Genomic DNA, 19,015 nt, shown 5'->3' with positions numbered 1-19,015 from the left:
AGCAAACTGGACCATTCGCGCATCCGACGCTGGCGAATTGGCGCCGGAAGCACGTCCTGAGAGTGCCCGCGGAACGCAACTGAATCGACGCGCGTAGAGCTAGCATGAAGACGCAGTTAGGCACCGTCATAGGGGGATCGATGCCCAGACGCGCACAGACACAGCACGGAGTCTTCATCAGCCACACTGCCGCTGAAGCGGATGTCGCCGATTGGCTGAAGACCGCATTGAATCGGGATTTCCTTGGGGCGCTGAGCATCTACGTCTCCTCCGATCGAGAGACGATAGCGGCGGGGCAACGCTGGCTTGACGGCCTCAGCCAAGCACTGAAGACGGCCGATCTCGAAGTGTTGGTGCTGAGCCGGGAGTCGATGAAGAGACCCTGGGTCAACTTCGAGGCCGGCGCAGGCTGGATTCAGGGCATCCCCATCGTGCCCGTGTGTCATTCGGGCCTGGACATGAGCGAACTCCCGGTGCCACTCAACATGCTGCAGTCGATCGTCCTGACGGCACCCGAGGGACTCGCAAAGCTCTATGACGCGATCGCAGCCATTCTTGGGCTCAACACCCCAGCAGTGGATTTCGGTAGTCTCGCCGCCCAGGCCCGTGAGCTGGAAGCAAGGCAGGCGCAGGCGAATTCCTCGATCAAGGTCATCGACGATCCGCGCGTCCTGTGTGCAGCCAGCGCTCCGTACGCGCAGCCTAGGTATGGGTTCGACTCCGACGTCGCGGTAGTGGAGAAGCACTTTCCAAACTGCGTCACCGTCGATCGGACGCTCAGCAGTTCCACCTTGCTCGACCGCCTCACCAGCGAGCGCTACGACATCGTGCATTTGGTGTTGAGGGTTGATCCCGTCACGGGGTCGTTGCTCTTCGATGCCTGCGGTCCGCAAGTCGATGTCGCGTCCGGCGACGACGTGATGACGTCCGAGGCGTTCGCATCACTGTTGAAGGAGTCGGCGACTCGGCTCGTGGTTCTTGCTACCTGCAAGGCGTTGTTGCTGGCTGTGGACGTCGCTCGCGTGGCGAACATGGCCGCGAGCGACGAGGACATCTATGCCGCAGAAGCCGTCGACTGGGCGGATCACTTCTACGGCCTGCTGGCCAAGGGGAAGTCCGTCCACAAGGCATTCGACCTAATGCGGTCACAGAACAAGTTGGCGATCCGCTCGGTGTACCAAGAGGACGTCAAGTTCGCATTGCGGCAGGGGTAACCGGCGCGGCCTACTTCACCGTAGCCGCAGCGTGACGAAGCCTTAATCGAATTGCTATGGCGGCCTTGCTCATCGAATCGCCGTGCCTCTCCTACGATCAATTGACAACTATGTAATTTGCAAGGAATTGGGGCCATGCAGCGGATCGTTCGGTACGTCCTTGCCATTAGCGTGATCGCTGCGGCCGTGGTTGCGGATCCGACCGACGCGCGCCTGGCGGCCCTGAACCAGTCGATTCCGCCCGCCATCGCGTCGGTGCTACCAAGGCAGGGCGAAGTGGTGGGCGTGGCGCACCCCGTAGTGGTGACGTTCAACGCGCCGGTCACCGACCGGCGAATGGCCGAGCGCGCCATCGAGATTGAATCGGCACCCGCGATGACGGGCAAGTTCCAGTGGCTCGACAACGAGGTCGTACAGTGGGTTCCCGACCGATACTGGCCGGCGCACAGCGCGATCGCGCTTTCGGTGGGTGGCCTGGCAACCAACTTCGCAACGGGGCCCGCCGTCATCGGTATCGCCAACATCTCGGAGCACACGTTCACCGTGAGCATCGACGGCATCGACGCGGGGCCGCCGTCTGCATTGCCGGCGCCCCACCACCGGCCGCACTGGGGAGAAGCGGGCGTGTTCCCGGCCTCGATGGGCCGGCCGGAGTACCCGACGCCCGTCGGCACCTACACCGTGTTGGCCAAAGAACGTGACGTGACAATGGATTCGAGCAGCGTCGGCATACCCGTCGACGCCCCCGACGGTTACCTGCTGGACGTGGAATACGCCGTCCGGATCACCAGCCGTGGCCTCTTCGTGCATTCGGCTCCGTGGGCCGTCAACTCACTCGGGTACGACAACGTCAGCCACGGCTGCATCAGCCTGAGCCCCGAGGACGCCGAGTGGTACTTCAACACCGTCAACGTCGGCGATCCGGTTGTCGTGCAGGAGAACAGCATCGAGGTTCCGCGACCAGTGTCGCGTTGATGGGCTTCGCGCGCCTCATGGCGTAGTCGTGGTCGAGACGCTAGCCAGCTCAGGTCCGTTCCCCGTACAGCAACTCGCCCGGCGACACCAGTCGCCGGGCGAGAAGGATCGAGCTCAGTGCGTGCCGTCAGGCGGCCGGGCCGGGCAAGATCGGCTGACCGGGCGCGGGGGCGCCGGCCGGCGCCGGTTCGATCGGGTCGCCCTTGCCGCCGTAGCCGCCAGCCATGTCGAGCAGGGGCGCGCCAGCCGCCACCGGAGCGCCCACGGGAGCGCCCGCCGGTACCACCGGAACCACAGGGACCGGCGGAGCCACGGGCACCACCGGGACCGGCGGAGCGACCGGCACCACTGGAACCGGCGGAGCCACTGGAATCGGCCCAGGCAACGCCATCGGGATACCAGCAGCCATGTCAGTGAGTGCAGCGCCGGCCGGAGCGCACGCGGCCGCAGCCGGTGCTGCACCGACGACCTCGCCCGCCGACGTCTGAATGCAGTCGTACCCGCCGGTTACCCAGGAGGCGGCGGCGACGTCCGGACTCAGAGCTATGGCGACTCCGCACAACCCAGCGCCGGCGGCCACAACCTTGATGCTCAATCGATCAAACATCGTCATCGACGTCGACTCCTTAATTCGCGCTCCGACAATCCGCGTTCACGCGGTACAGCAGTACGGCATGCCCAACCAACGTCGCGGTTGGACGGCCGCGTCAATTATCAGCAGCGGAAATCGATTTCGCGCCACGCCGCACCCGACCGTTTCCAAATGGTGACGTTGGCGTGGTCTAACGGTGAGCGGCCATCGGCCGGGACCGATGCTACTTTCACGCCTGCCTCATCGACCGCAACGACGGGTTTAGGGTGCTGCGCGTATTCCCGTATGCCAAGCCCGACGCCGCGCTCCCCTCTGGCCGCGTGCTGAAGTTCCACAAGGCTTAGGCCACCGGACTCGGCACCGTACCGCCGAGCAAGTACCCAACTCGCGTACTCCAGCCTTGCCGTGCCCGCTTCAGCGTGGGGACGATTGCCTGCAATTCGACAGGATTCTTCGCCAAGATCATCCGCTGACGACAAACAGAACATGACTCCGCGGAGCTAGCAAATTGACAAGATGCCGCTGTGCGACCCTGTCGCCCATGTCACATCTCGCCAGACCCGCGCGCGGTCACTGCGAACACATGCAGGGCTGAACGGGCCTGAACTGCCAGCTAATGGCCTATTTATACAGCTTGCTACCACTTCCTGAGAATGATCTTGGAATGTCCTGCAAGCACCCGCGACGATCACGTTCCCACGGAGAAAATCACGCGAACGATTGATTTTGGCAAGTATCAGCGCGTATCTTGCTCGAAAGGGTATTTGCTTAGCTGAAAGGTAGCCATGCCGCCGCCGTTGCTGTCCACCGAGCTCTCGGAGGAGTCGCAGCTCGAGTCCGGGCCGGCTACGCAGACGCGCACCTTGCGCGATCGGCTACCCCACGCCGTCAATGCCGTCGTACGCACATCGGCGTTCTACCGCCGCGCGCTGGTTCAATCGCCAGTCGTCAAGCCGTTGAGCGACGCCCATTACCAAGCTCGGCTGGCGCGGCACGCAGGCAGCGTCCCGACCCCCTCCACTGAGCAGTACGAGGTGCTCGCCGAAATGCGCACCGGCGCCGCAGTGCGGCCAATCGACATGCCGCGGGCCGTACGAGCATCCGCCGATCGATTCGCAGACATGCTCCGTCGCAAGCAGACCAACGATCCGTGCGTCAAGGCCACCCCGGACGAAATCAGCGCCGACCCAACCCTGTTCACGTGGGGTCTACGCCCACACTTCCTCGACCTCGCCGAGGCCCACATTGGCCTGCCAGTGCGCTACCTCGGCATGGAGGTCAAACGCGAACGAGTCGTCGACCCGGAAGTCAGCCGACTTCACGATGCGGTGCGGTGCTGGCACCTCGACCACGAAGACCGCCGGGTCGTCAAGGTCATCATCTATCTCACCGACGTTGACCTCGGCGCGGCACCGTTCGGCTACGTCGAGCAGTCGAACACCGAGCGGATTCGCGGGCTCATCCGTCACCACCAAGACGTCGTCTCCGACGAGCGGATGCAGACGGTGGTGCCCCGAGACGAATGGCACCAAGTCACGGGTCCCAGGATGACGGCCGTCTACGTCGACACCGGCCAGATGTTCCACCGCGTGTTCCCGGCGACGACGGAGGAGCGCTACTCCGTCACCTTCGCGTACTCGAGCAAGCACCCCTACTTCACGTACAAGAATCTGATGCTCCCCCGGCGCGTGCTGCGTAGCCTGCGCGACGAGCTCACCCCCCGGCAGTGGGACGCCCTGCCCGGTTAGGCGAATTCCTTGACCACGTCGGCCACCCGACGCACCTGGTCGATGTTCGCACTGGTCGGAATCAGGTGCACCTCGTCGGCGCCGATGTGCTCGAAACGCCTTAGTACGTCCAGTAATTCGTCGTCGGTGCCGGCCCATCCGGTGGTCGGTGCCATCGCGTCGACGAACTCGGCGGGAATCCAGTTCATGTAGCGCCGCAGGTGCCGGTGCACCTGGTCGCGCGCGTCGGACCCGTCACCGAGGGCGAACCAGAAGGACGTCGCCAGATACGGCTTCGGCTTGCCCGCCTCGGCCCAGGCGTTCCTCGCTACGTCGAACAGCGCGTTCTCCTTGGTGACGTCCAGGTCCAGCGTCGTGCCCGCCAGGCCCTCGGCCCATCCAGCCGCGCTGCGCACCGTCTTTGGGCCCATGGTGCCGACGAGCAGCTGCGGGCCGCCGGACTGGACGGGCGGCGGGCCGACGGGCAACACCGACTCGGTGAGCTGCTCGCCAGCCCACACCCGCTTCATGACCGCCACCCGCTCGGCCATGCTCCGCATCGTCTGCGTGGCAGGGTCGGCTCCCACCGCGTTGTAGTCCTCGTCGCGGCCGCCGACGCCGATGCCGACGGTGAGCCGTCCACCGCTGAGCATGTCACCGGTGGCGAGCGCCTTCGCCAGCATCACCGGGTCGTGCAGTTGCGGCACGATCACGGTCGTCACCAGGCGCACCCGGTCCGTCCACGCCGACAAGGCGCCGAGCAGCGTCAGCGAGTCGGGGTTGTCGAACGCAATCCGTTCGCCCCAGCACAGCGACGAGAACGGGCCGCTGTCGATCACCCGCGCCCACGCCTTGAGCATGGCCGCGTCCAGGTTGGGTTCCATTACCGGCATCGTCATCCCGATTCGCACCACGGGATTCTGGCACGACGCACCTGGCAGCATGAACGGCATGACGTTCAACGCGAACTCCGTCGCACACATCCGGCTCACCGTGACCGACATCGAGCGGTCCCGGCGGTTCTACGAGTCCGTGTTCGGATGGCCCGTCGCGCTCGAGGTTCCGGCCGACGCCGACGACGCCACCCGCGAGCAGCTGAGCTTCCTGTTCGGAGGCGTGCTGTACAACCTCGGCGACTGGCTGATCGGGCTGCGGCCGGTGGCGGCCGACACGTTCGACGAGGACCGCGTCGGCCTGGACCACCTGTGTCTGCGCGTCGACAGCAGGGCCGAATTAGAAGCGGCCGCAGCACATCTCGACGAACTGCAGGTGACCCATGAGCCGATCAAGGACATCGGCCATGGGTACATCCTGGAGTTCCGCGATCCCGACGGCATCGCACTGGAACTGATGGCGCCGCACTGACTCAGCGCGTCAGGCCCACGACCTTGAGCAGCGCGGGCCTGCGCAGCACCAATCCGACCCACATCAGCACCCCCAGGTAAACCGCGAACAGGGTGTGACTGAACAGCGGCGACTCGACGCGCATGTTCGCGGTGACCGCGCCGCCGAGATAGGCGGTGATGCCCAGTGCTCCGAGCACTGCAGTACGCGGCACGGCATAGACCAGGACACAGACGCCCAGCACGATTCCCATGACCAGCGCCTGTTCGATGGGGAAGCCGAGCGCTTCGGTGCCCACCTTGACCGGTTCGGGCACCATCAGCTTGCCGACGACGTCGAAGACCAGGAACGCGCCGACTAGCACGCTGATCACGATGCCGATAGTCCGGCTCGCCGATCGCTTGGCCGGTGCGTCGACGGTGGGGGTGGTGGGGGAAGCGATGCTCATGTCGAGCTCCTGTCTGGTGATGGAGTGGATATCTGGCAGACCACGGGTGTCGGGAAAACTCATCGCGGCGTGCGTGGGCGGGGGTTATCCCCCGCCCAACTGTCGGGGAAACGCCGTACCGGGTGACGTCGCGACTCCCTAGGTTGAGACGCATGGTTGCAGTCACCCCCGACGTTCCGGCCCCCGCGCCACCCGCCGTGCTCGACGACGCGGTACCCGGCGACGTCACGCCGCGCACCCGTCGCCTCGGCCTGGTGCCGAGCGCCTCGATGCTCGCAGGCGCCGCGATGGCCGTGGTGTGGTTTTGGATTCCGCTGACGGTCGTCATCATCGCGATCTCCTCGATCCCCTCGATCATCGGATTCGTGCTCGCCGGCGTCGTGTTCGTGTACCTGATGCGGGGTGTCGAGTGGGTCGAACGGGTGCGCAGCGAGGCCGTCTTCGGCATGGGCATCCCGATCCCGCCGCGCAGGACGTCGCACTACCAGGGTTTCCAGCGCTGGGCGCACCAACAGTGGCTCGACATCAGCAGCGCGCGGTTCTGGAAGGCCACCGCCCACCACTACCTCCGGATGGTCTACGACACGCTCGCCACCGGCGTCGCGTTGGCACTGGTGGTGTTCGCGTTCCTCGGCCCCGCCGTCGCCACCGCGCTCGACCGCAGCGACGCCGAGGCGGGCCTGTCGTTCGTCTCGCCCGCGCTGGCGTGGCTGTTGGCCGTAGTGGCGTTGGCCGCCGCCATCGCCATCGTGGTGTTCGCACCCGGCCTCGACGCCCCCATCGACCGTTGGCTGCTGTCCGCGTCGCCCACCGCCGCGCTGCAGCACCAGGTCAGTGCGCTGGCCGATGCGCGACAGGGCGCGGTGTCGTCGGCCCAGACCGAACGGCACCGCATCGAACGCGATCTGCACGACAGCGTCCAACCCAGGTTGGTGTCGTTGGCCATGACGATCGGACTGGCGCAGACCAAGTTGGACACCGACCTGCCCCAAGCCAAGGAGCTCATCGCCGAGGCACACGACGACGCCAAGAGCGCCTTGGTCGAACTGCGCAACGTGGTGCGTGGCATCGCCCCCACCATCCTGGCCGACCGCGGCCTTGACGCGGCCCTGTCAGCGGTGGTGCAACGCGTCCAAACCTCGGGCGTCCCAACGACGTTGAACGTTTATCTGCCACAACGCCTTCCGGACGAAGTCGAATCGGTGGCGTACTTCGTCGTCGCCGAGACACTGACCAACGTCGTCAAACACGCGCACGCCAGCCAGGCGGTGGTGACCGTGCGCTTCGACCCGTCAGCCGCGGCGCTGCACGTCTCGGTGTTCGACGACGGCGTCGGCGGGGCCGGGGCGACCTCCGACGAGGATGCCACCGGACTGCGCGGACTCGAAGAACGCGTGCGCGCTGCCCGCGGCACCTTCACCGTGACGAGCCCGGCGACGGGCCCGACCATCGTGACGGCGGTGCTGCCATGCGCATCGTGATCGCCGAGGACTCCGCACTGCTGCGGGCCGGCATCGAGCGCATCCTGGCCGACTCCGGGCACGAGGTCGTCGCGGGTGTCTCCGATGCGACGACCCTGCTGCGACTGGTCAACGAACTGCGACCCGACCTGGCCATCGTGGACGTTCGCATGCCCCCGACGTTCACCGACGAGGGCATCCGCGCCGCCGCCCTGCTGCGCAGCCAGAACCCGGAGTCACCGGTGCTGGTCTTGTCGCACTACGTCGAGGAGCGCTACGCGGCCGACCTCATCGCCTCTGACACAAGGGGTTTCGGCTACTTATTGAAGGACAGGGTGGCCGACGTACCCGCATTCCTCGACGCCGTCGCCGTCGTCGGTGGCGGCGGTACCGTGCTCGACCCCGAGGTGGTATCGCAGATCCTCGTCCGGTCGCGACGGCGTTCGGCGCTCGACGAGCTCACCCCGCGCGAGCAGGAGGTGCTGCAGCTGATGGCCGAGGGCAAGGCCAACTCCGCCATCGCGTCCGCTCTGCACGTGTCAGTGGGCTCGGCCGAGAAGCACATCGCGTCGATCTTCGCCAAGTTGAACCTGACTCCCGACGAGAGCGAGAACCGTCGGGTGCTCGCCGTCTTGCGCTATCTCGAATCCTGAACCACCGAAAGGACTTTCACCGTGACCACGTTCGCTCCCCCGCCGCCCGCGCCACCTGCCGAGCCGACTCCCCCGCCCCTGACACCCGGTGGGCGCACCGCGTTGCGCGCCATCATCGTCGTCGTCGCGGCCGTGCTCGTCGCCGGCACCGTGGTGTCACTCGGCATCACGGCATGGGGCTTGAGCGGAGTCCGCGTGGTCGCTGATGAGAAGGGCCTCCCGAAGGACATGAGGGCCCTGATCATCGACACCGGCGACATCCCCGCGGCCGTGCGGCTCACCACCGACCGCGACGCGACGGAACCACGGGCCTCCATGCGCATCGTCAACTCCCCAAGGGGAGGTGACCAGACGCTGGTCGTCACCGCGGACTCGGACGGCACCCGGCTGACCATCACCGGCGATGGCTCGCACTTCATGGACTGGGGCCGCGCAGGAGAGCTCACCGTGACGCTGCCAGCTGAGTTGGCGCGTCGGTTGTCGGTGACCGTCCAGCAGGACGACGGCGTGTTGCTGGCCCAGGCCGACGTCGACGAACTGGTGGCGCGCAATACCGACGGCGCCGTGATACTCAGCGGCGCGGCCCGTCGCATCGACATCAGGAGCCAGGACGGCGACATCATTGCGCGGGAACCGATCTCGGTGGTGGAGTCGTTCAATGCCAACGTCGTCGACGGCAACGTCTCCGTAGAGTTCAAGGACGCGGCGCCCCGCAAGATCGAGGTGGTGAGCGTCGACGGCGACATCGAGCTCGCGCTACCCGATCAAGGCCCGTATCTCGTCCACGCATCGGCCGACTCCACCCAGATCCGAGTGCCAGAAACCAACGATCCGGCGCGCGCGGTCGCCGAGGTGACGGCACGGTCCGACGATGGCAACGTCACGGTGTCGACGCGCGGCCGCGGCCCGCTGTCACACCGCTGAGCCAGTGAACAGCGCACATGTGAGGTCTCCATGAGTCTGGTGTGCATCGACCTGCGGTCGGCAGAATGTGTAGATGACGACATCGCAGGTCGGCGGCTCGAGCCCGCGCCAGGCCGTGCTCGGTAAATTGCCGCGGATGCACCGCGCGGATGGGTCGCCCATCCGCACGCTGCTCGTCGACGACGAACGCGCACTCACCAATCTGATCCGCATGGCCCTGCGCTACGAGGGCTGGGAGATCGACGTCGCCCACGACGCGGCCGAAGCGGTGGCGAAGTACCGGGCGAACCCGCCGGACGTGGTGGTGCTCGACGTCATGCTGCCCGACATGGATGGCTTCGGCGTGCTGGAACAGCTCCGCGACTCCGAGAGCTACACCCCGATCCTGTTCCTCACCGCACGCGACTCGGTTCGCGATCGCGTGTCCGGATTGACCGCAGGTGGCGACGACTACATGACCAAGCCGTTCAACCTCGAGGAGCTCGTCGCGCGGCTGCGCGGACTGCTACGCCGCTCAGCGTATCTCACCCCCGCCTCCGAAGAGACGTTGACGGTCGGCGATCTCGAACTCGTCAGCGCGAGTCGCGCGGTGAGCCGGGCTGGCACGCCGATCTCGTTGTCCTCCACCGAGTTCGAACTACTCCGCTATCTGATGCGGCATGCGCGCCGGGCGGTCGACAGACAGGAGATCCTCGACCGGGTGTGGAACTACGACTTCGGCGGCAAGTCGAGCATCGTCGATCTGTACGTGTCATACCTCAGGAAGAAGATCGACGCCGGGCGCGCACCGATGATCCACACCGTGCGCGGCGTTGGGTACCTCGTGCGGCCAGCCGAATGAGCGTGTTCGGGGTGCGCCAGTGGCCGCTGCGCAGACAGCTGGTGGTCGGTGTCTCGGCGGTCGTGATGACGGTGCTGATCGCCGTCGGAACCATGTCGGTGTTGACGCTGCGGGCATCGGTGGCCGGCATCGTCGACACCCAGCTGTCGGCGGCCGCCGACAGCTTCAGTCAGTCGGTGGCCAAGTACCGGACGACCCCGCTGCCCTCGGGCCAGCTTCCACCGCCAGGAGCGATGAAGCCGTTGATCAACGTCATCGGCCAGGCGCCAGGCAACATCGTCGTGCTCGTCCGCGACGGCCGGGTCGTCGACTCCGCCCTGTTCGGCGACGGTGACGCGGGTCCGGTGCCCGCCGACGCACTCGACGACCTCGTCGACCTCTCGGATGAGGGGCCCGGGTCGGTGACCGACTGGCTGTCCGACCTGGGGATGTACAGCGTGACGAGCCGTGCGGGTGGACCTGGCGAGGTGCTGTTGACGGGCGCTTCGCAGCGCCAGGCCAGCGACGCGGCGACGCGTGAGACGGTGGTCGTCGCGAGCCTGACGGTGTTGGCGTTGATCGTCACCGCGTTCGGCACGCTCGCCATCGTGCGCTTCGCCCTGCGCCGCTCGAGCGCGTCGCGGCGACCGCAGCCGAGGTGGCCGCACTGCCCCTGAGCCGCGACGAGTACGCCATCACGCCCCGCGTCCCGGCCGGTGCCAACGACCCGCGCACCGAGGTGGGGCTGGTAGGCGACGCGCTCAACCGGCTGCTCGACCACGTCGAGCGCGCGCTGACCGACGTCGCGGCGTCCGACCGCCGCATGCGGCAGTTCATCACCGACGCCAGCCACGAGCTCCGCACCCCGCTTGCGGCCATCCAGGGCTACGCGGAACTGACCCGGCAGGACAGCGCGGTGCTGCCGGAGACGACGGAATACTCGTTGGCGCGCATCGAGTCCGAGTCGGCGAGGATGAACGCCTTGGTGTCCGACCTATTGCTGTTGGCGCGGCTCGACGAGGGTCAGGATCTGGAGACCGCCGACGTCGACCTGGCCGACCTCGTCGTCAACGCCGTGAACGACGCGGCGGTGGCCGCGCCCGCCCACTCTTGGGCGACGCAGGTACCCGACGAGCAGGTGTAGGTGCGCGGAGACGCGGCCAAGTTGCACCAGGCCGTGGCGAATTTGTTGTCGAATGCGCGGGTGCACACCCCGGAGCGGACGACGGTCACGACGACCGTCACGGCCGGCTCGACGGTGTGCGTGACGGTGGCCGACGACGGACCGGGGATCGACGGCGGCCTGCTTCCGCACTTGTTCGAACGCTTCGTCCGAGCCGACAAGTCTCGCTCGCGGCAGTCGGGCAACTCGGGGCTGGGGTTGGCCATCGCGGCGTCGATCGTCGAGGCCCACGGGGGCTCGATCGGAGCGGACTCGGGGAACGGTGTGACCACCTTCACCATCCGGTTACCGGGCGTAGCGCCGTCGCGTCCGAATACCGACGAGTCAATGAAAATGGCATACAGCAATCACTGAATAGAAAGACATTGAATTGCACACGCGATTGTGCGACGCCATTCCTTGGCGTCGCACAATCGGCGTCTAATTGAGCCCGTCAGCACGCGACGTCGACGTACACCGTCTTCGCCGTCACGGTCTCCGATGGCGAACTGCCTCCGCGCGAGTCGAAGGTCGAGTGCGTCTGGCCCGGCCGGACGGCCGTCACCGAGCACGAGGACAGCGGCGCTGCGCCGGTCCGGTTCACGATCACGTGGAAACCACTGGCTTCGAGCGTGCGAACGGTTTGTTCGACCTGCGCAGGCCCTGACGGTGCGGCGTTCGCCGACCCCGCCAATCCGAGCCCGGACGCGGCGACGGCACCCACTGCCAATGCCGAGATGAGGTATTGCTTCATTTCCGTTTACTCCCTTTGGTCCTCTGCGGCTGTCGTGCCCCGCATCAATTCGACACCTCCCACGTTAATCGGATTAGCCGCATATTCCAGATGCTCATAGAGAACGCAAAGAATGGCTCCGCACCAAGACTGGCAAATGGAAGTGCTCGACATTAGGCCCTGTAGCTCGAGCTGAGGATCCGCTCCGCCTCGCGCACGCCGCTCAGGTACGCGCCGTGGACGGTGGCGAAGTACTCCTCGTGCGTTGCCTCGCCGGCGAACCCCAGCCGCTCGCTTACCGGCTCGGCGAGTGTGCGCAGATCCGCGGGGCTCGAGCCGACCGCGAGGAAGGTGTAGGAACCGCGCGCATGCGGATCCGCCGCCCAGCGCGTGACGAGTGACCCAATCGGTTCAGGTGCATCCATCGCGGCGAGCACCTCGCCGACCGCATCGCGATCGGAGAGCGCTTCGCGCGACCGCGCGGCGTCACCACCGCGCAGCCCGACAAGTAGCGGTATCCCCGCGAACGAGAGCCCGTTGACAAGATCTGCGAGGGGCTGCTCCCTGCCGACGAGCCCGATCAAGTCCGGGGACTCCGGCCAGAACGGCTCCGCGAACGCAAGCACGACCTTGTCCAGCAATCCGAACCCGAGCCGTTCGATCGCCCGGCGCTTCGGCTCGGCAAGTGGCGGGTCGAACGCGATCGTGCCCGCCTTGAGCACGCCGAGTGGGACCGTCACGATCACCCGGTCGGCGGACACGGTGCCCCTTGAGGTTCCGACGTGCACCCCCGCACCATCGTCCGCGATACGCGTGACCTCGGTCCCCTGCTGAATGCTGAGCCCACGCGAAAGATGCTGCGCCAGCTGGCCGTAGCCACCCGGGAGGATGAGGTCAGGACCGTCGAATTCACCCTCGGAGCCGAACCACGCCAGCGACATCTCGCCAGGATCCGCGGCGTACTCCGCCACGACGCTCGAGCGGACATTCCACGCGATCAGCGGATCATCGAGATCCGCGACCTCGGCGAGGCCGTCGGCGAGCGACGCGTTGTCACCGGCCTGCTCGCTCAGCGCTTGGAGCTCTGCAGCGATCTCGTCCCACGCTCCGAATGCGGCCTGCACAGCCTCGGCGGCCACCGTGCCACCCGCGTCGTACAGCACCACGTCGTAGAAATCGGTCTCAACGGTCTTGGCCCCGGCTTCGGCGGCGAGCGCGACGATCGGGTTGCCGTCCGTACCGTGGATCCACGCCGCGCCGAGGTCGATCGGTACACCCAGCGACGTGTCGGTCCAGATCCGGCCGCCGATCCGCTCGCGCGCCTCGAGCACCGTGACGCGCAGACCTTCGTCGGCCAGCCGCCGCGCCGCCGCGAGGCCTGCGATTCCGGCGCCCACCACCACGATGTGCTCGCCCGCGTCGGGTCTGCCGCAGCCGGGGAGGACCGTCGCAGCCGCGAACGCGCCGGCGCCCAACGTGAACACGCGGCGGGTGAGCGGCGGCATGGCTCCGACGCTATCCCGCACGCAATGCCACACCGCCGCCTTTCGGTCAGCGGACGCGCAATCCCCCGACCGCCCGATTCAGCGCCCCCGCGGCCTCGTCGACCGCGGGGAGGTCTTCGGCGTCGGCGGCCTGCCTAAGCGCCTGCATCGCCGTGTCTACCGCTCCAGGGTCCTGCACGCCTGGTCGGGTGCGTTCCCAGACCCGCTCCAGCGCTGCGACATCGGCGAGCACCAATCCCGGATCGCGGCCTTTGACGTCAACCGGGAGTTGGCGTGCCCACAGGGCCAGCCGGGCCAAGTCGACATCGATCACCGTTTGATACAGCAGCCGCAGATCGAGCTCATTCTGGGCGATGCGCAGTGCGGCCGACTCTGCGGCTCGCCAATCGCGCTCGGCTACAGCGCCGTCGAGCGCGTCGACGTCGACCTTCATCTGCGTCTTCAGCTGAGGCGGAACTCCCTTGGCGAGCACCGCATCCCACGCCGCAGCAAGCGACGTGGACGCTTGCGTCGCGCGCCCGGCATCCGCGGCTGCGACGGCATCGAATACCGCCGCGGCAGCTGCGGACAGCGCGACGAACTCGGCGGGAATCGGGCCCTGTCGGCTGTCAGTCGGCACCGCCAGCGACACCGCCTCCAGATCACCGCCCGGGTTCCCGGTCGAGAACTCGCCGTATCCGGGGGCGAAGACCTTGGCCTCACGCGTCCCATCCATGTGCAGTTCCATGACTTCGATGGCGCCGCTGACGTTTCCGTGCGGGCCGGGGACGGTCTGGTCGACCTTCTGGACACGCACCTCCTCGAACACGACCTCAGGGGCGTTCTCCGGGCGGTAGACGTTCCCGACGACCGGTGTGGCCGGCATGATCATCGCCACCGGCGTCGTGTCACTCGCGATCCACGTTCCCTTCGTGTCGGCGACCTTCCCGTCCTCATAGTTGAAGACGTCCTCGCCGAGGTACCACACGGAGCCGTCGTCGGCCTGCGCGTACCAGTCCAGCGCCACCTCGTGGATGCGTCCGTCCAAGTAGGCGACGTACTGGATGATCGCCGTGTCGATGGTCTGGCCGCGCCACTCGATCGGCTTGGTCCCGGACAACCGGGTCACCTCGGTGCGAAACGGCTTGTCGTCGACGTGGCCGCCCATGACGACCTGCGTGACCTCGCTCGTCGGATGCAGCGGATTGGTGATCGGCGTCGGCTGGGAGAACACCGGCGTAGCGAGGTCGACCCGTTCACTGCCCGGCGCGATGGGCAGGCAGTCGTCGGTCTTCTTCCCGGATTCGTCGATCACGTTGACGCAGTCCGCGGGGTCGGGAGCGGGCGCCGAGACGCTCGCCGGTTCGTTGCCGCACGCTACGGAGAGCGCGCAAACGACTTGGGCGCAAATCAGGATCGCGACGCCGCGGCGCACGTGCTCGGTGGTCATTCCCGGGACCCTCAGTTGCCGTCGCCGTCGGGTTCGCCATCGGCCCCAGGCGGTTCCGCCTTGTTGCCGACTACCACGAAGTTCTGATCTAGCTGGACGTCCACCTGGCTGCCGTCGCTCAGGGTCACCTCCACCTCGTAGAGGCTCTCCTCGTCGCCGACCTCGGTGGCGGTGACGGTGCCGCCGCCGGTGAAGGCCAGCGCGGCCTGGCTGGCCCGGGCCAGCGCGTCGCCGGTGATCGGGGTGCCCTCGCCGTCGTCGGGCTGCGCGGAGGCGATCCCTGCTCCAATGGCGACCGCCGCCGCGCCCACCGCTGTCATGATTCCCACTCGTTTGAGGTTCATGCCGGCCAGGATGCGCCGAGCTTCCTGACACCAGCCTGAACGGAAGTCAGTCGTCGTCAGCGGGCAGCGTGACCTCGATCCGCGCGCCGCCCAGGGGCGACCGCCCGATCGACAACGACCCACCGTGCGCACGCACCACCTCGTCGACGATGGCCAAACCCAGACCGCTGCCCCCGTCGTCGCGGGAACGTGATTCGTCGAGCCGAACGAACCGCTTCAGCACCCGTTCCCGTTCGGCCTCGGGAATTCCCGGCCCGTCGTCGCCGACCGACAGCACCACGTCGCTGCCGCGATCGGCGAGGGTGATGTCGATCCGAGTCGTCGCGTGCCTGGCCGCGTTCTCGCCCAGGTTGCGCAATACCCGCCGCAACGCGTCGGCGTCACCGTGCACGCGCGCCGCTCCCACGGCTGAGGTGTCGACCTGCAACGACGTGGCGGACCGAAGGCGACGGGATTCGTCGAACGCCAGGTCGTCGACGTCGACGGGCGCGCGTTGCGGTGGGACGGGTTCGTCGGCCCGCGCCAGGAGCAGCAGGTCCTCGACCAGTCGTTGGATCCGCAGTTCCTCCGCCAGCACGACGTCGGCCAGTTCCGTTGTGGTGGTTCCGTCCGGATGCGCAAGGGCGACCTCGGCATGCTGGCGGATCGTGGTGATGGGCGAGCGCAGCTCGTGCGACGCGTCAGAGACGAAGCGCCGCTGGCTGTCTCGGGCACTTTCCAACCGGGCCAGCATCCGGTTCATGGTCGCCGCCAATCGGCCGATCTCGTCGTCAGCCTTCGGCTGCGGCACGCGGCGGTGCAGTTGTGCGGCCGAGATCTCGTCGACCTCGCGCCGGATCGCCTCGACCGGTGCGAGCGCGCGACCCACCGTCAGCCAGGTGGTGACCGCCACCACCACCAGCAGGATGGGCAGCCCGACGATCAGCAGATGAGTGACCACCGTGGTGGTTTCGATGACCCCGAGCAACGCCCGGGCCACCAGCACGATGCGCGGGCCAGCGGTGGTCTGTGCGCCCTCCGCGACCGCAATGAACCCGTCGTCGTCGAGCGGGGTGACGACCCGCGTGGACTCACCCGGGCCCAACCGCGTCACGGCGGGATGACCGGCAACATTGGTACTCGATGCGAGCACGGAGCCGTCCGGCCCGAGCACCTGAATCAACTGCTCGTCGGTGCTGCCGCTGACCTCCAGAATCGGCGAACGGCCGGACTCGAGTTGGCCCGCCACCTCGAGCGCCTGTGAGCGGGCGGCCTCCTGTACCTCGTCTGTCAGCGTGCCGCGCAGCACGGTGAGAAGCAGCGCCGCCCCGGCGACAAGCGCAACACCGACGACGATCGTCGCGACAGCTGTGGTGGCCGCCCGCACCGTGCCCACCCGGGCGCCAATCCGGTCAAGCACCGTCGGCCACCAGCCGGTACCCGGCGCCGCGAACGGTTTCGATTGCCAGCTCCCCCAGCTTCTTTCGGAGCCGCCGCACGTAGACCTCGACGATGTTCGGGTCGCCGTCGAACTCGAAGTCCCAGACGTGGTCGAGGATGACACGCTTGGGCAGTACCTGGTCCGGATGTCGCGCTAGGTACTCGAGAATCGCGAATTCCCTTGAGGTGAATTCGATTTCCTCACCCGCCCACCACACCCGACGCGCCGCCGGGTCCAACCGCAGCGCGCCGACCTCCAGCACGGCCGGACGCGGGCGAGTCCCCCGGCGCAGAAGCGCCCGGAGCCGGGCGACCAACACCGCATGGGCGAAGGGTTTGGTGAGGTAGTCGTCGGCGCCGGTGTCCAAGCCCTCGACGACGTCGAACACCCCGTCCTTGGCGGTGAGCATCAGGATCGGCGTCCAGTTGCCATCACTGCGGAGCGTCCGGCACACCTGGTACCCGTTGGCCCCGGGCAACATGACGTCGAGAATGATCGCGTCGAACGGCTGCTCTCTGGCCATCCAGATGCCGTCGGTGCCGTTGCACGCGACATCGACGGCGAAGCCCTCGGCCTCGAGCCCCTTGCGCAGGCCCGCGGCGAGTCGCTGCTCGTCCTCGACCACCAGTAGCCGCATCGTGGGCTAATGCTCTCAGGCGGAAACTGACTCGTGGCTGAATTCCGCGGCGCGGCCAGCTCAGACCAGTCCGGCGATGATGTCGGCCACAGGTGCTGCCTTGGCCTGCCGGAAGCCCGTCCCTGCCCAGACGTTGGTGGCGTGCGGGTCTCCGGCGCGCACCGACGCCGCGCGCATTGGGCTCGTGAGGTAGTGGACTTCCGGGTATCCGAACGGCGCTTGCTCCTCGTGTTCGTCGATGAACCGGTTGCGCAGCCCGCGCGCGTACCGGCCCGAGAACGCCTTGGTGACCGCCGTTTCGGTGAACTGCGCATCGGTGAGCGCCGCCCGATGCACCGGACTGCTGCCCGCTTCGTCGGCGAGCAGGAACGCCGTCCCCAGTTGGGCCGCGACGGCGCCGCTGGCGAGCACGTCGGCGACGTCCACGGCGGTCATCAGCCCACCCGCCGCCACCACCGGCAGGTTGGTCCCGACGCTCACCGCGTGCAGAAGTTGGTGCAGCGGCTGCGACGCGGGCTCCGCGACGGGGTCGAAGGTGCCACGGTGACCGCCCGCCGCCGGGCCCTGAGCGGCCAGCGCGTCGACCCCGCAGGCGACGGCCAGCTCCGCTTCCGCGAGTGTCGTCACAGTCGCGACGGTGAAGATGCCTGCGCCGCGCATCCGGGCGACCTCGTCGGGTTGGGGCAGGCCGAACGTGAACGAGACCACCTCGGGCTTGAGGTCCATGACCACCTCGACCTTCGCGGCCCAGGCGTCGTCGTCGAACCGCGGTTCACCGAGCTCGACCTGGTAGCGCACCGCCTCCTCGGCGAGCGACTTCGCGTAGCTCTCGAGCTGTGCCGGCAGAAGCGCGCTCGGCCCTGGCACGAAGAGGTTGGCCCCAAGCGGACCGGTGGTCAGCCCACGCGCGGCCGTGATGCGCTCGGCGAAGACCTCCGCCGTGAGGTAGCCGCCCGGCACGAAGCCGAGGCCGCCGGCGTTGGAGCCGGCCGCGGCCAGTTCCGGGGTCGACGGGCCGCCCGCCATCGGCGCGACGATCACCGGACGGGTCAGCTCGAGCAGGTGGAAGGCACTCACGTCACCTCACCGCCTTTCCGAACAACAAGCAGTCCTGCGGTTCCGGACCGACATTGGGAAATATGACATACCTCGCGAGCAGGCCCTCGAGGTTCAGCCCACAGCGCCTCAGCACGCCCGCCGACGCCGCGTTGTCGGCGTGACAGTACGCCGAGACGCGGTACACGCCGGGATCGCGCGTGGCGGCGTCGACGAGCATCGCGGCCGCCTCCGAGCCGTACCCCTGCCGCCACCACTTGCGGCACAGGCAATACCCGAACTCGATCGAATGTGGTTGCGGCCGAGACCATCCGCACGTGCCGACGAGCTCGCCGGTGTCGCGCCGCTCGATCAACCACGTCGGGTCGTCACCGGTGTTGAACAGGTCGGTGATGACGTGACGCGTCTCGTCGACGTTGCGGTGCGGAGTCCACGACAGGTACCGCGTGACCTCGGGGTCCGACGCCAGCTCGGCGAACATCGTTTCGGCATCCTCGATGACCGGGCGGCGCAGCCGCACGCGCGCCCCGGTGAGCACTTCGACGTCGGCCATGGCTTCATCCTGCAATGTT

The 19,015-nt window shown here is 67.4% G+C and carries 19 protein-coding genes and 1 pseudogene; 9 read left to right on the top strand and 11 right to left on the bottom strand.

The window, feature by feature from the left end:
• Positions 1-140 precede the first annotated feature (140 nt).
• Together SLQ33_RS32360 and SLQ33_RS32355 are read left to right on the top strand one after the other, a co-directional pair.
• A complete protein-coding gene (locus tag SLQ33_RS32360) occupies positions 141-1,214 on the top strand; it encodes a toll/interleukin-1 receptor domain-containing protein (RefSeq protein ID WP_319458027.1) in 1,074 nt (357 codons plus the stop codon).
• A 135-nt stretch (positions 1,215-1,349) separates the two neighbouring features.
• A complete protein-coding gene (locus tag SLQ33_RS32355; protein WP_319458026.1) occupies positions 1,350-2,189 on the top strand; it encodes a L,D-transpeptidase in 840 nt (279 codons plus the stop codon).
• A gap of 127 nt (positions 2,190-2,316) precedes the next feature.
• Here SLQ33_RS32355 and SLQ33_RS32350 read toward each other — a convergent pair whose 3' ends face one another.
• Complete coding sequence (locus SLQ33_RS32350) at positions 2,317-2,802, bottom strand: hypothetical protein (RefSeq protein ID WP_319458025.1); 486 nt, start codon at positions 2,800-2,802, stop codon at positions 2,317-2,319.
• A 764-nt stretch (positions 2,803-3,566) separates the two neighbouring features.
• Here SLQ33_RS32350 and SLQ33_RS32345 point away from each other — a divergent pair.
• Positions 3,567-4,529: a hypothetical protein gene (locus SLQ33_RS32345; protein ID WP_319458024.1), complete on the top strand. Its 963-nt coding sequence runs from the start codon at positions 3,567-3,569 to the stop codon at positions 4,527-4,529.
• Here the strand turns inward: SLQ33_RS32345 and SLQ33_RS32340 are convergent.
• Positions 4,526-5,407, bottom strand: coding sequence for an LLM class flavin-dependent oxidoreductase (locus SLQ33_RS32340; RefSeq protein ID WP_319458059.1), 882 nt, complete (start codon positions 5,405-5,407; stop codon positions 4,526-4,528). The two genes, SLQ33_RS32345 and SLQ33_RS32340, sit on opposite strands and share 4 nt — an antisense overlap.
• A gap of 52 nt (positions 5,408-5,459) precedes the next feature.
• Between SLQ33_RS32340 and SLQ33_RS32335 the strand changes: the two genes are divergently transcribed.
• Complete coding sequence (locus SLQ33_RS32335) at positions 5,460-5,873, top strand: VOC family protein (protein ID WP_319458023.1); 414 nt, start codon at positions 5,460-5,462, stop codon at positions 5,871-5,873.
• A 1-nt stretch (position 5,874) separates the two neighbouring features.
• Here SLQ33_RS32335 and SLQ33_RS32330 read toward each other — a convergent pair whose 3' ends face one another.
• The gene (locus tag SLQ33_RS32330) at positions 5,875-6,300 is read right to left on the bottom strand and encodes a DoxX family protein (protein WP_319458022.1); all 426 of its coding nucleotides are present in this window, start codon (positions 6,298-6,300) and stop codon (positions 5,875-5,877) included.
• 152 nt (positions 6,301-6,452) lie between these two features.
• Between SLQ33_RS32330 and SLQ33_RS32325 the strand changes: the two genes are divergently transcribed.
• The 5 genes and pseudogenes from SLQ33_RS32325 (at position 6,453) to SLQ33_RS32305 (ending at position 11,694) form a co-directional block, all read left to right on the top strand.
• Complete coding sequence (locus tag SLQ33_RS32325; RefSeq protein ID WP_319458021.1) at positions 6,453-7,781, top strand: sensor histidine kinase; 1,329 nt, start codon at positions 6,453-6,455, stop codon at positions 7,779-7,781.
• Entirely contained in the window at positions 7,769-8,413 is a 645-nt protein-coding gene (locus SLQ33_RS32320) for a response regulator transcription factor (RefSeq protein ID WP_319458020.1), read from the top strand. Before SLQ33_RS32325 ends, SLQ33_RS32320 begins: the two co-directional genes overlap by 13 nt.
• Before the next feature lie 21 nt (positions 8,414-8,434).
• Entirely contained in the window at positions 8,435-9,337 is a 903-nt protein-coding gene (locus tag SLQ33_RS32315; protein ID WP_319458019.1) for a DUF4097 family beta strand repeat-containing protein, read from the top strand.
• Between the two features lie 73 nt (positions 9,338-9,410).
• Positions 9,411-10,178: a response regulator transcription factor gene (locus SLQ33_RS32310; protein ID WP_319458018.1), complete on the top strand. Its 768-nt coding sequence runs from the start codon at positions 9,411-9,413 to the stop codon at positions 10,176-10,178.
• Positions 10,175-11,694, top strand: a pseudogene (locus SLQ33_RS32305) (sensor histidine kinase). Before SLQ33_RS32310 ends, SLQ33_RS32305 begins: the two are co-directional and overlap by 4 nt.
• Positions 11,695-11,773: 79 nt before the next feature.
• On the opposite strand, the gene SLQ33_RS32300 reads toward SLQ33_RS32305, so the two are convergent.
• From SLQ33_RS32300 to SLQ33_RS32265, 8 genes are all read right to left on the bottom strand, one after another.
• Positions 11,774-12,073, bottom strand: coding sequence for a hypothetical protein (locus SLQ33_RS32300; RefSeq protein WP_319458017.1), 300 nt, complete (start codon positions 12,071-12,073; stop codon positions 11,774-11,776).
• 152 nt (positions 12,074-12,225) lie between these two features.
• Complete coding sequence (locus SLQ33_RS32295; protein ID WP_319458016.1) at positions 12,226-13,557, bottom strand: flavin monoamine oxidase family protein; 1,332 nt, start codon at positions 13,555-13,557, stop codon at positions 12,226-12,228.
• A 46-nt stretch (positions 13,558-13,603) separates the two neighbouring features.
• Positions 13,604-14,986, bottom strand: a complete 1,383-nt coding sequence (locus SLQ33_RS32290; RefSeq protein ID WP_319458015.1) for a hypothetical protein — start codon at positions 14,984-14,986, stop codon at positions 13,604-13,606.
• Between the two features lie 11 nt (positions 14,987-14,997).
• On the bottom strand, positions 14,998-15,330 hold the full coding sequence (locus SLQ33_RS32285; RefSeq protein WP_319458014.1) for a hypothetical protein: 333 nt from the start codon (positions 15,328-15,330) through the stop codon (positions 14,998-15,000).
• Between the two features lie 46 nt (positions 15,331-15,376).
• Positions 15,377-16,729, bottom strand: coding sequence for an ATP-binding protein (locus SLQ33_RS32280; RefSeq protein WP_319458013.1), 1,353 nt, complete (start codon positions 16,727-16,729; stop codon positions 15,377-15,379).
• Positions 16,722-17,387: a response regulator transcription factor gene (locus SLQ33_RS32275; RefSeq protein ID WP_319458012.1), complete on the bottom strand. Its 666-nt coding sequence runs from the start codon at positions 17,385-17,387 to the stop codon at positions 16,722-16,724. Before SLQ33_RS32275 ends, SLQ33_RS32280 begins: the two co-directional genes overlap by 8 nt.
• A gap of 60 nt (positions 17,388-17,447) precedes the next feature.
• Positions 17,448-18,464 carry a nitronate monooxygenase gene (locus tag SLQ33_RS32270; RefSeq protein WP_319458011.1) on the bottom strand — a complete coding sequence of 339 codons (1,017 nt, stop codon included), beginning with the start codon at positions 18,462-18,464 and terminating at the stop codon, positions 17,448-17,450.
• Position 18,465: 1 nt separating this feature from the next.
• Complete coding sequence (locus tag SLQ33_RS32265; RefSeq protein WP_319458010.1) at positions 18,466-18,996, bottom strand: GNAT family N-acetyltransferase; 531 nt, start codon at positions 18,994-18,996, stop codon at positions 18,466-18,468.
• Positions 18,997-19,015 lie beyond the last annotated feature (19 nt).

It is taken from the genome of Mycobacterium sp. RTGN6, from assembly GCF_033804605.1.
Lineage (GTDB): Bacteria > Actinomycetota > Actinomycetes > Mycobacteriales > Mycobacteriaceae > Mycobacterium.
The sequence above is the reverse complement of the archived record's forward strand: the minus strand, read 5'-3'. Positions and strand labels throughout refer to the sequence as shown.

Bases quoted from the DNA above. Each gene is read 5' to 3' on its own strand.
- SLQ33_RS32340 (WP_319458059.1), bottom strand. From the start codon at position 5,407: ATGACGATGCCGGTAATGGAACCCAACCTGGACGCGGCCATGCTCAAG.
- SLQ33_RS32265 (WP_319458010.1), bottom strand. From the start codon at position 18,996: ATGGCCGACGTCGAAGTGCTCACCGGGGCGCGCGTGCGGCTGCGCCGC.
- SLQ33_RS32290 (WP_319458015.1), bottom strand. From the start codon at position 14,986: ATGACCACCGAGCACGTGCGCCGCGGCGTCGCGATCCTGATTTGCGCC.
- SLQ33_RS32300 (WP_319458017.1), bottom strand. From the start codon at position 12,073: ATGAAGCAATACCTCATCTCGGCATTGGCAGTGGGTGCCGTCGCCGCG.
- SLQ33_RS32345 (WP_319458024.1), top strand. From the start codon at position 3,567: ATGCCGCCGCCGTTGCTGTCCACCGAGCTCTCGGAGGAGTCGCAGCTC.
- SLQ33_RS32360 (WP_319458027.1), top strand. From the start codon at position 141: ATGCCCAGACGCGCACAGACACAGCACGGAGTCTTCATCAGCCACACT.
- SLQ33_RS32335 (WP_319458023.1), top strand. From the start codon at position 5,460: ATGACGTTCAACGCGAACTCCGTCGCACACATCCGGCTCACCGTGACC.
- SLQ33_RS32325 (WP_319458021.1), top strand. From the start codon at position 6,453: ATGGTTGCAGTCACCCCCGACGTTCCGGCCCCCGCGCCACCCGCCGTG.
- SLQ33_RS32350 (WP_319458025.1), bottom strand. From the start codon at position 2,802: ATGACGATGTTTGATCGATTGAGCATCAAGGTTGTGGCCGCCGGCGCT.
- SLQ33_RS32355 (WP_319458026.1), top strand. From the start codon at position 1,350: ATGCAGCGGATCGTTCGGTACGTCCTTGCCATTAGCGTGATCGCTGCG.
- SLQ33_RS32320 (WP_319458020.1), top strand. From the start codon at position 7,769: ATGCGCATCGTGATCGCCGAGGACTCCGCACTGCTGCGGGCCGGCATC.
- SLQ33_RS32285 (WP_319458014.1), bottom strand. From the start codon at position 15,330: ATGAACCTCAAACGAGTGGGAATCATGACAGCGGTGGGCGCGGCGGCG.
- SLQ33_RS32275 (WP_319458012.1), bottom strand. From the start codon at position 17,387: ATGCGGCTACTGGTGGTCGAGGACGAGCAGCGACTCGCCGCGGGCCTG.
- SLQ33_RS32295 (WP_319458016.1), bottom strand. From the start codon at position 13,557: ATGCCGCCGCTCACCCGCCGCGTGTTCACGTTGGGCGCCGGCGCGTTC.
- SLQ33_RS32330 (WP_319458022.1), bottom strand. From the start codon at position 6,300: ATGAGCATCGCTTCCCCCACCACCCCCACCGTCGACGCACCGGCCAAG.
- SLQ33_RS32310 (WP_319458018.1), top strand. From the start codon at position 9,411: ATGACGACATCGCAGGTCGGCGGCTCGAGCCCGCGCCAGGCCGTGCTC.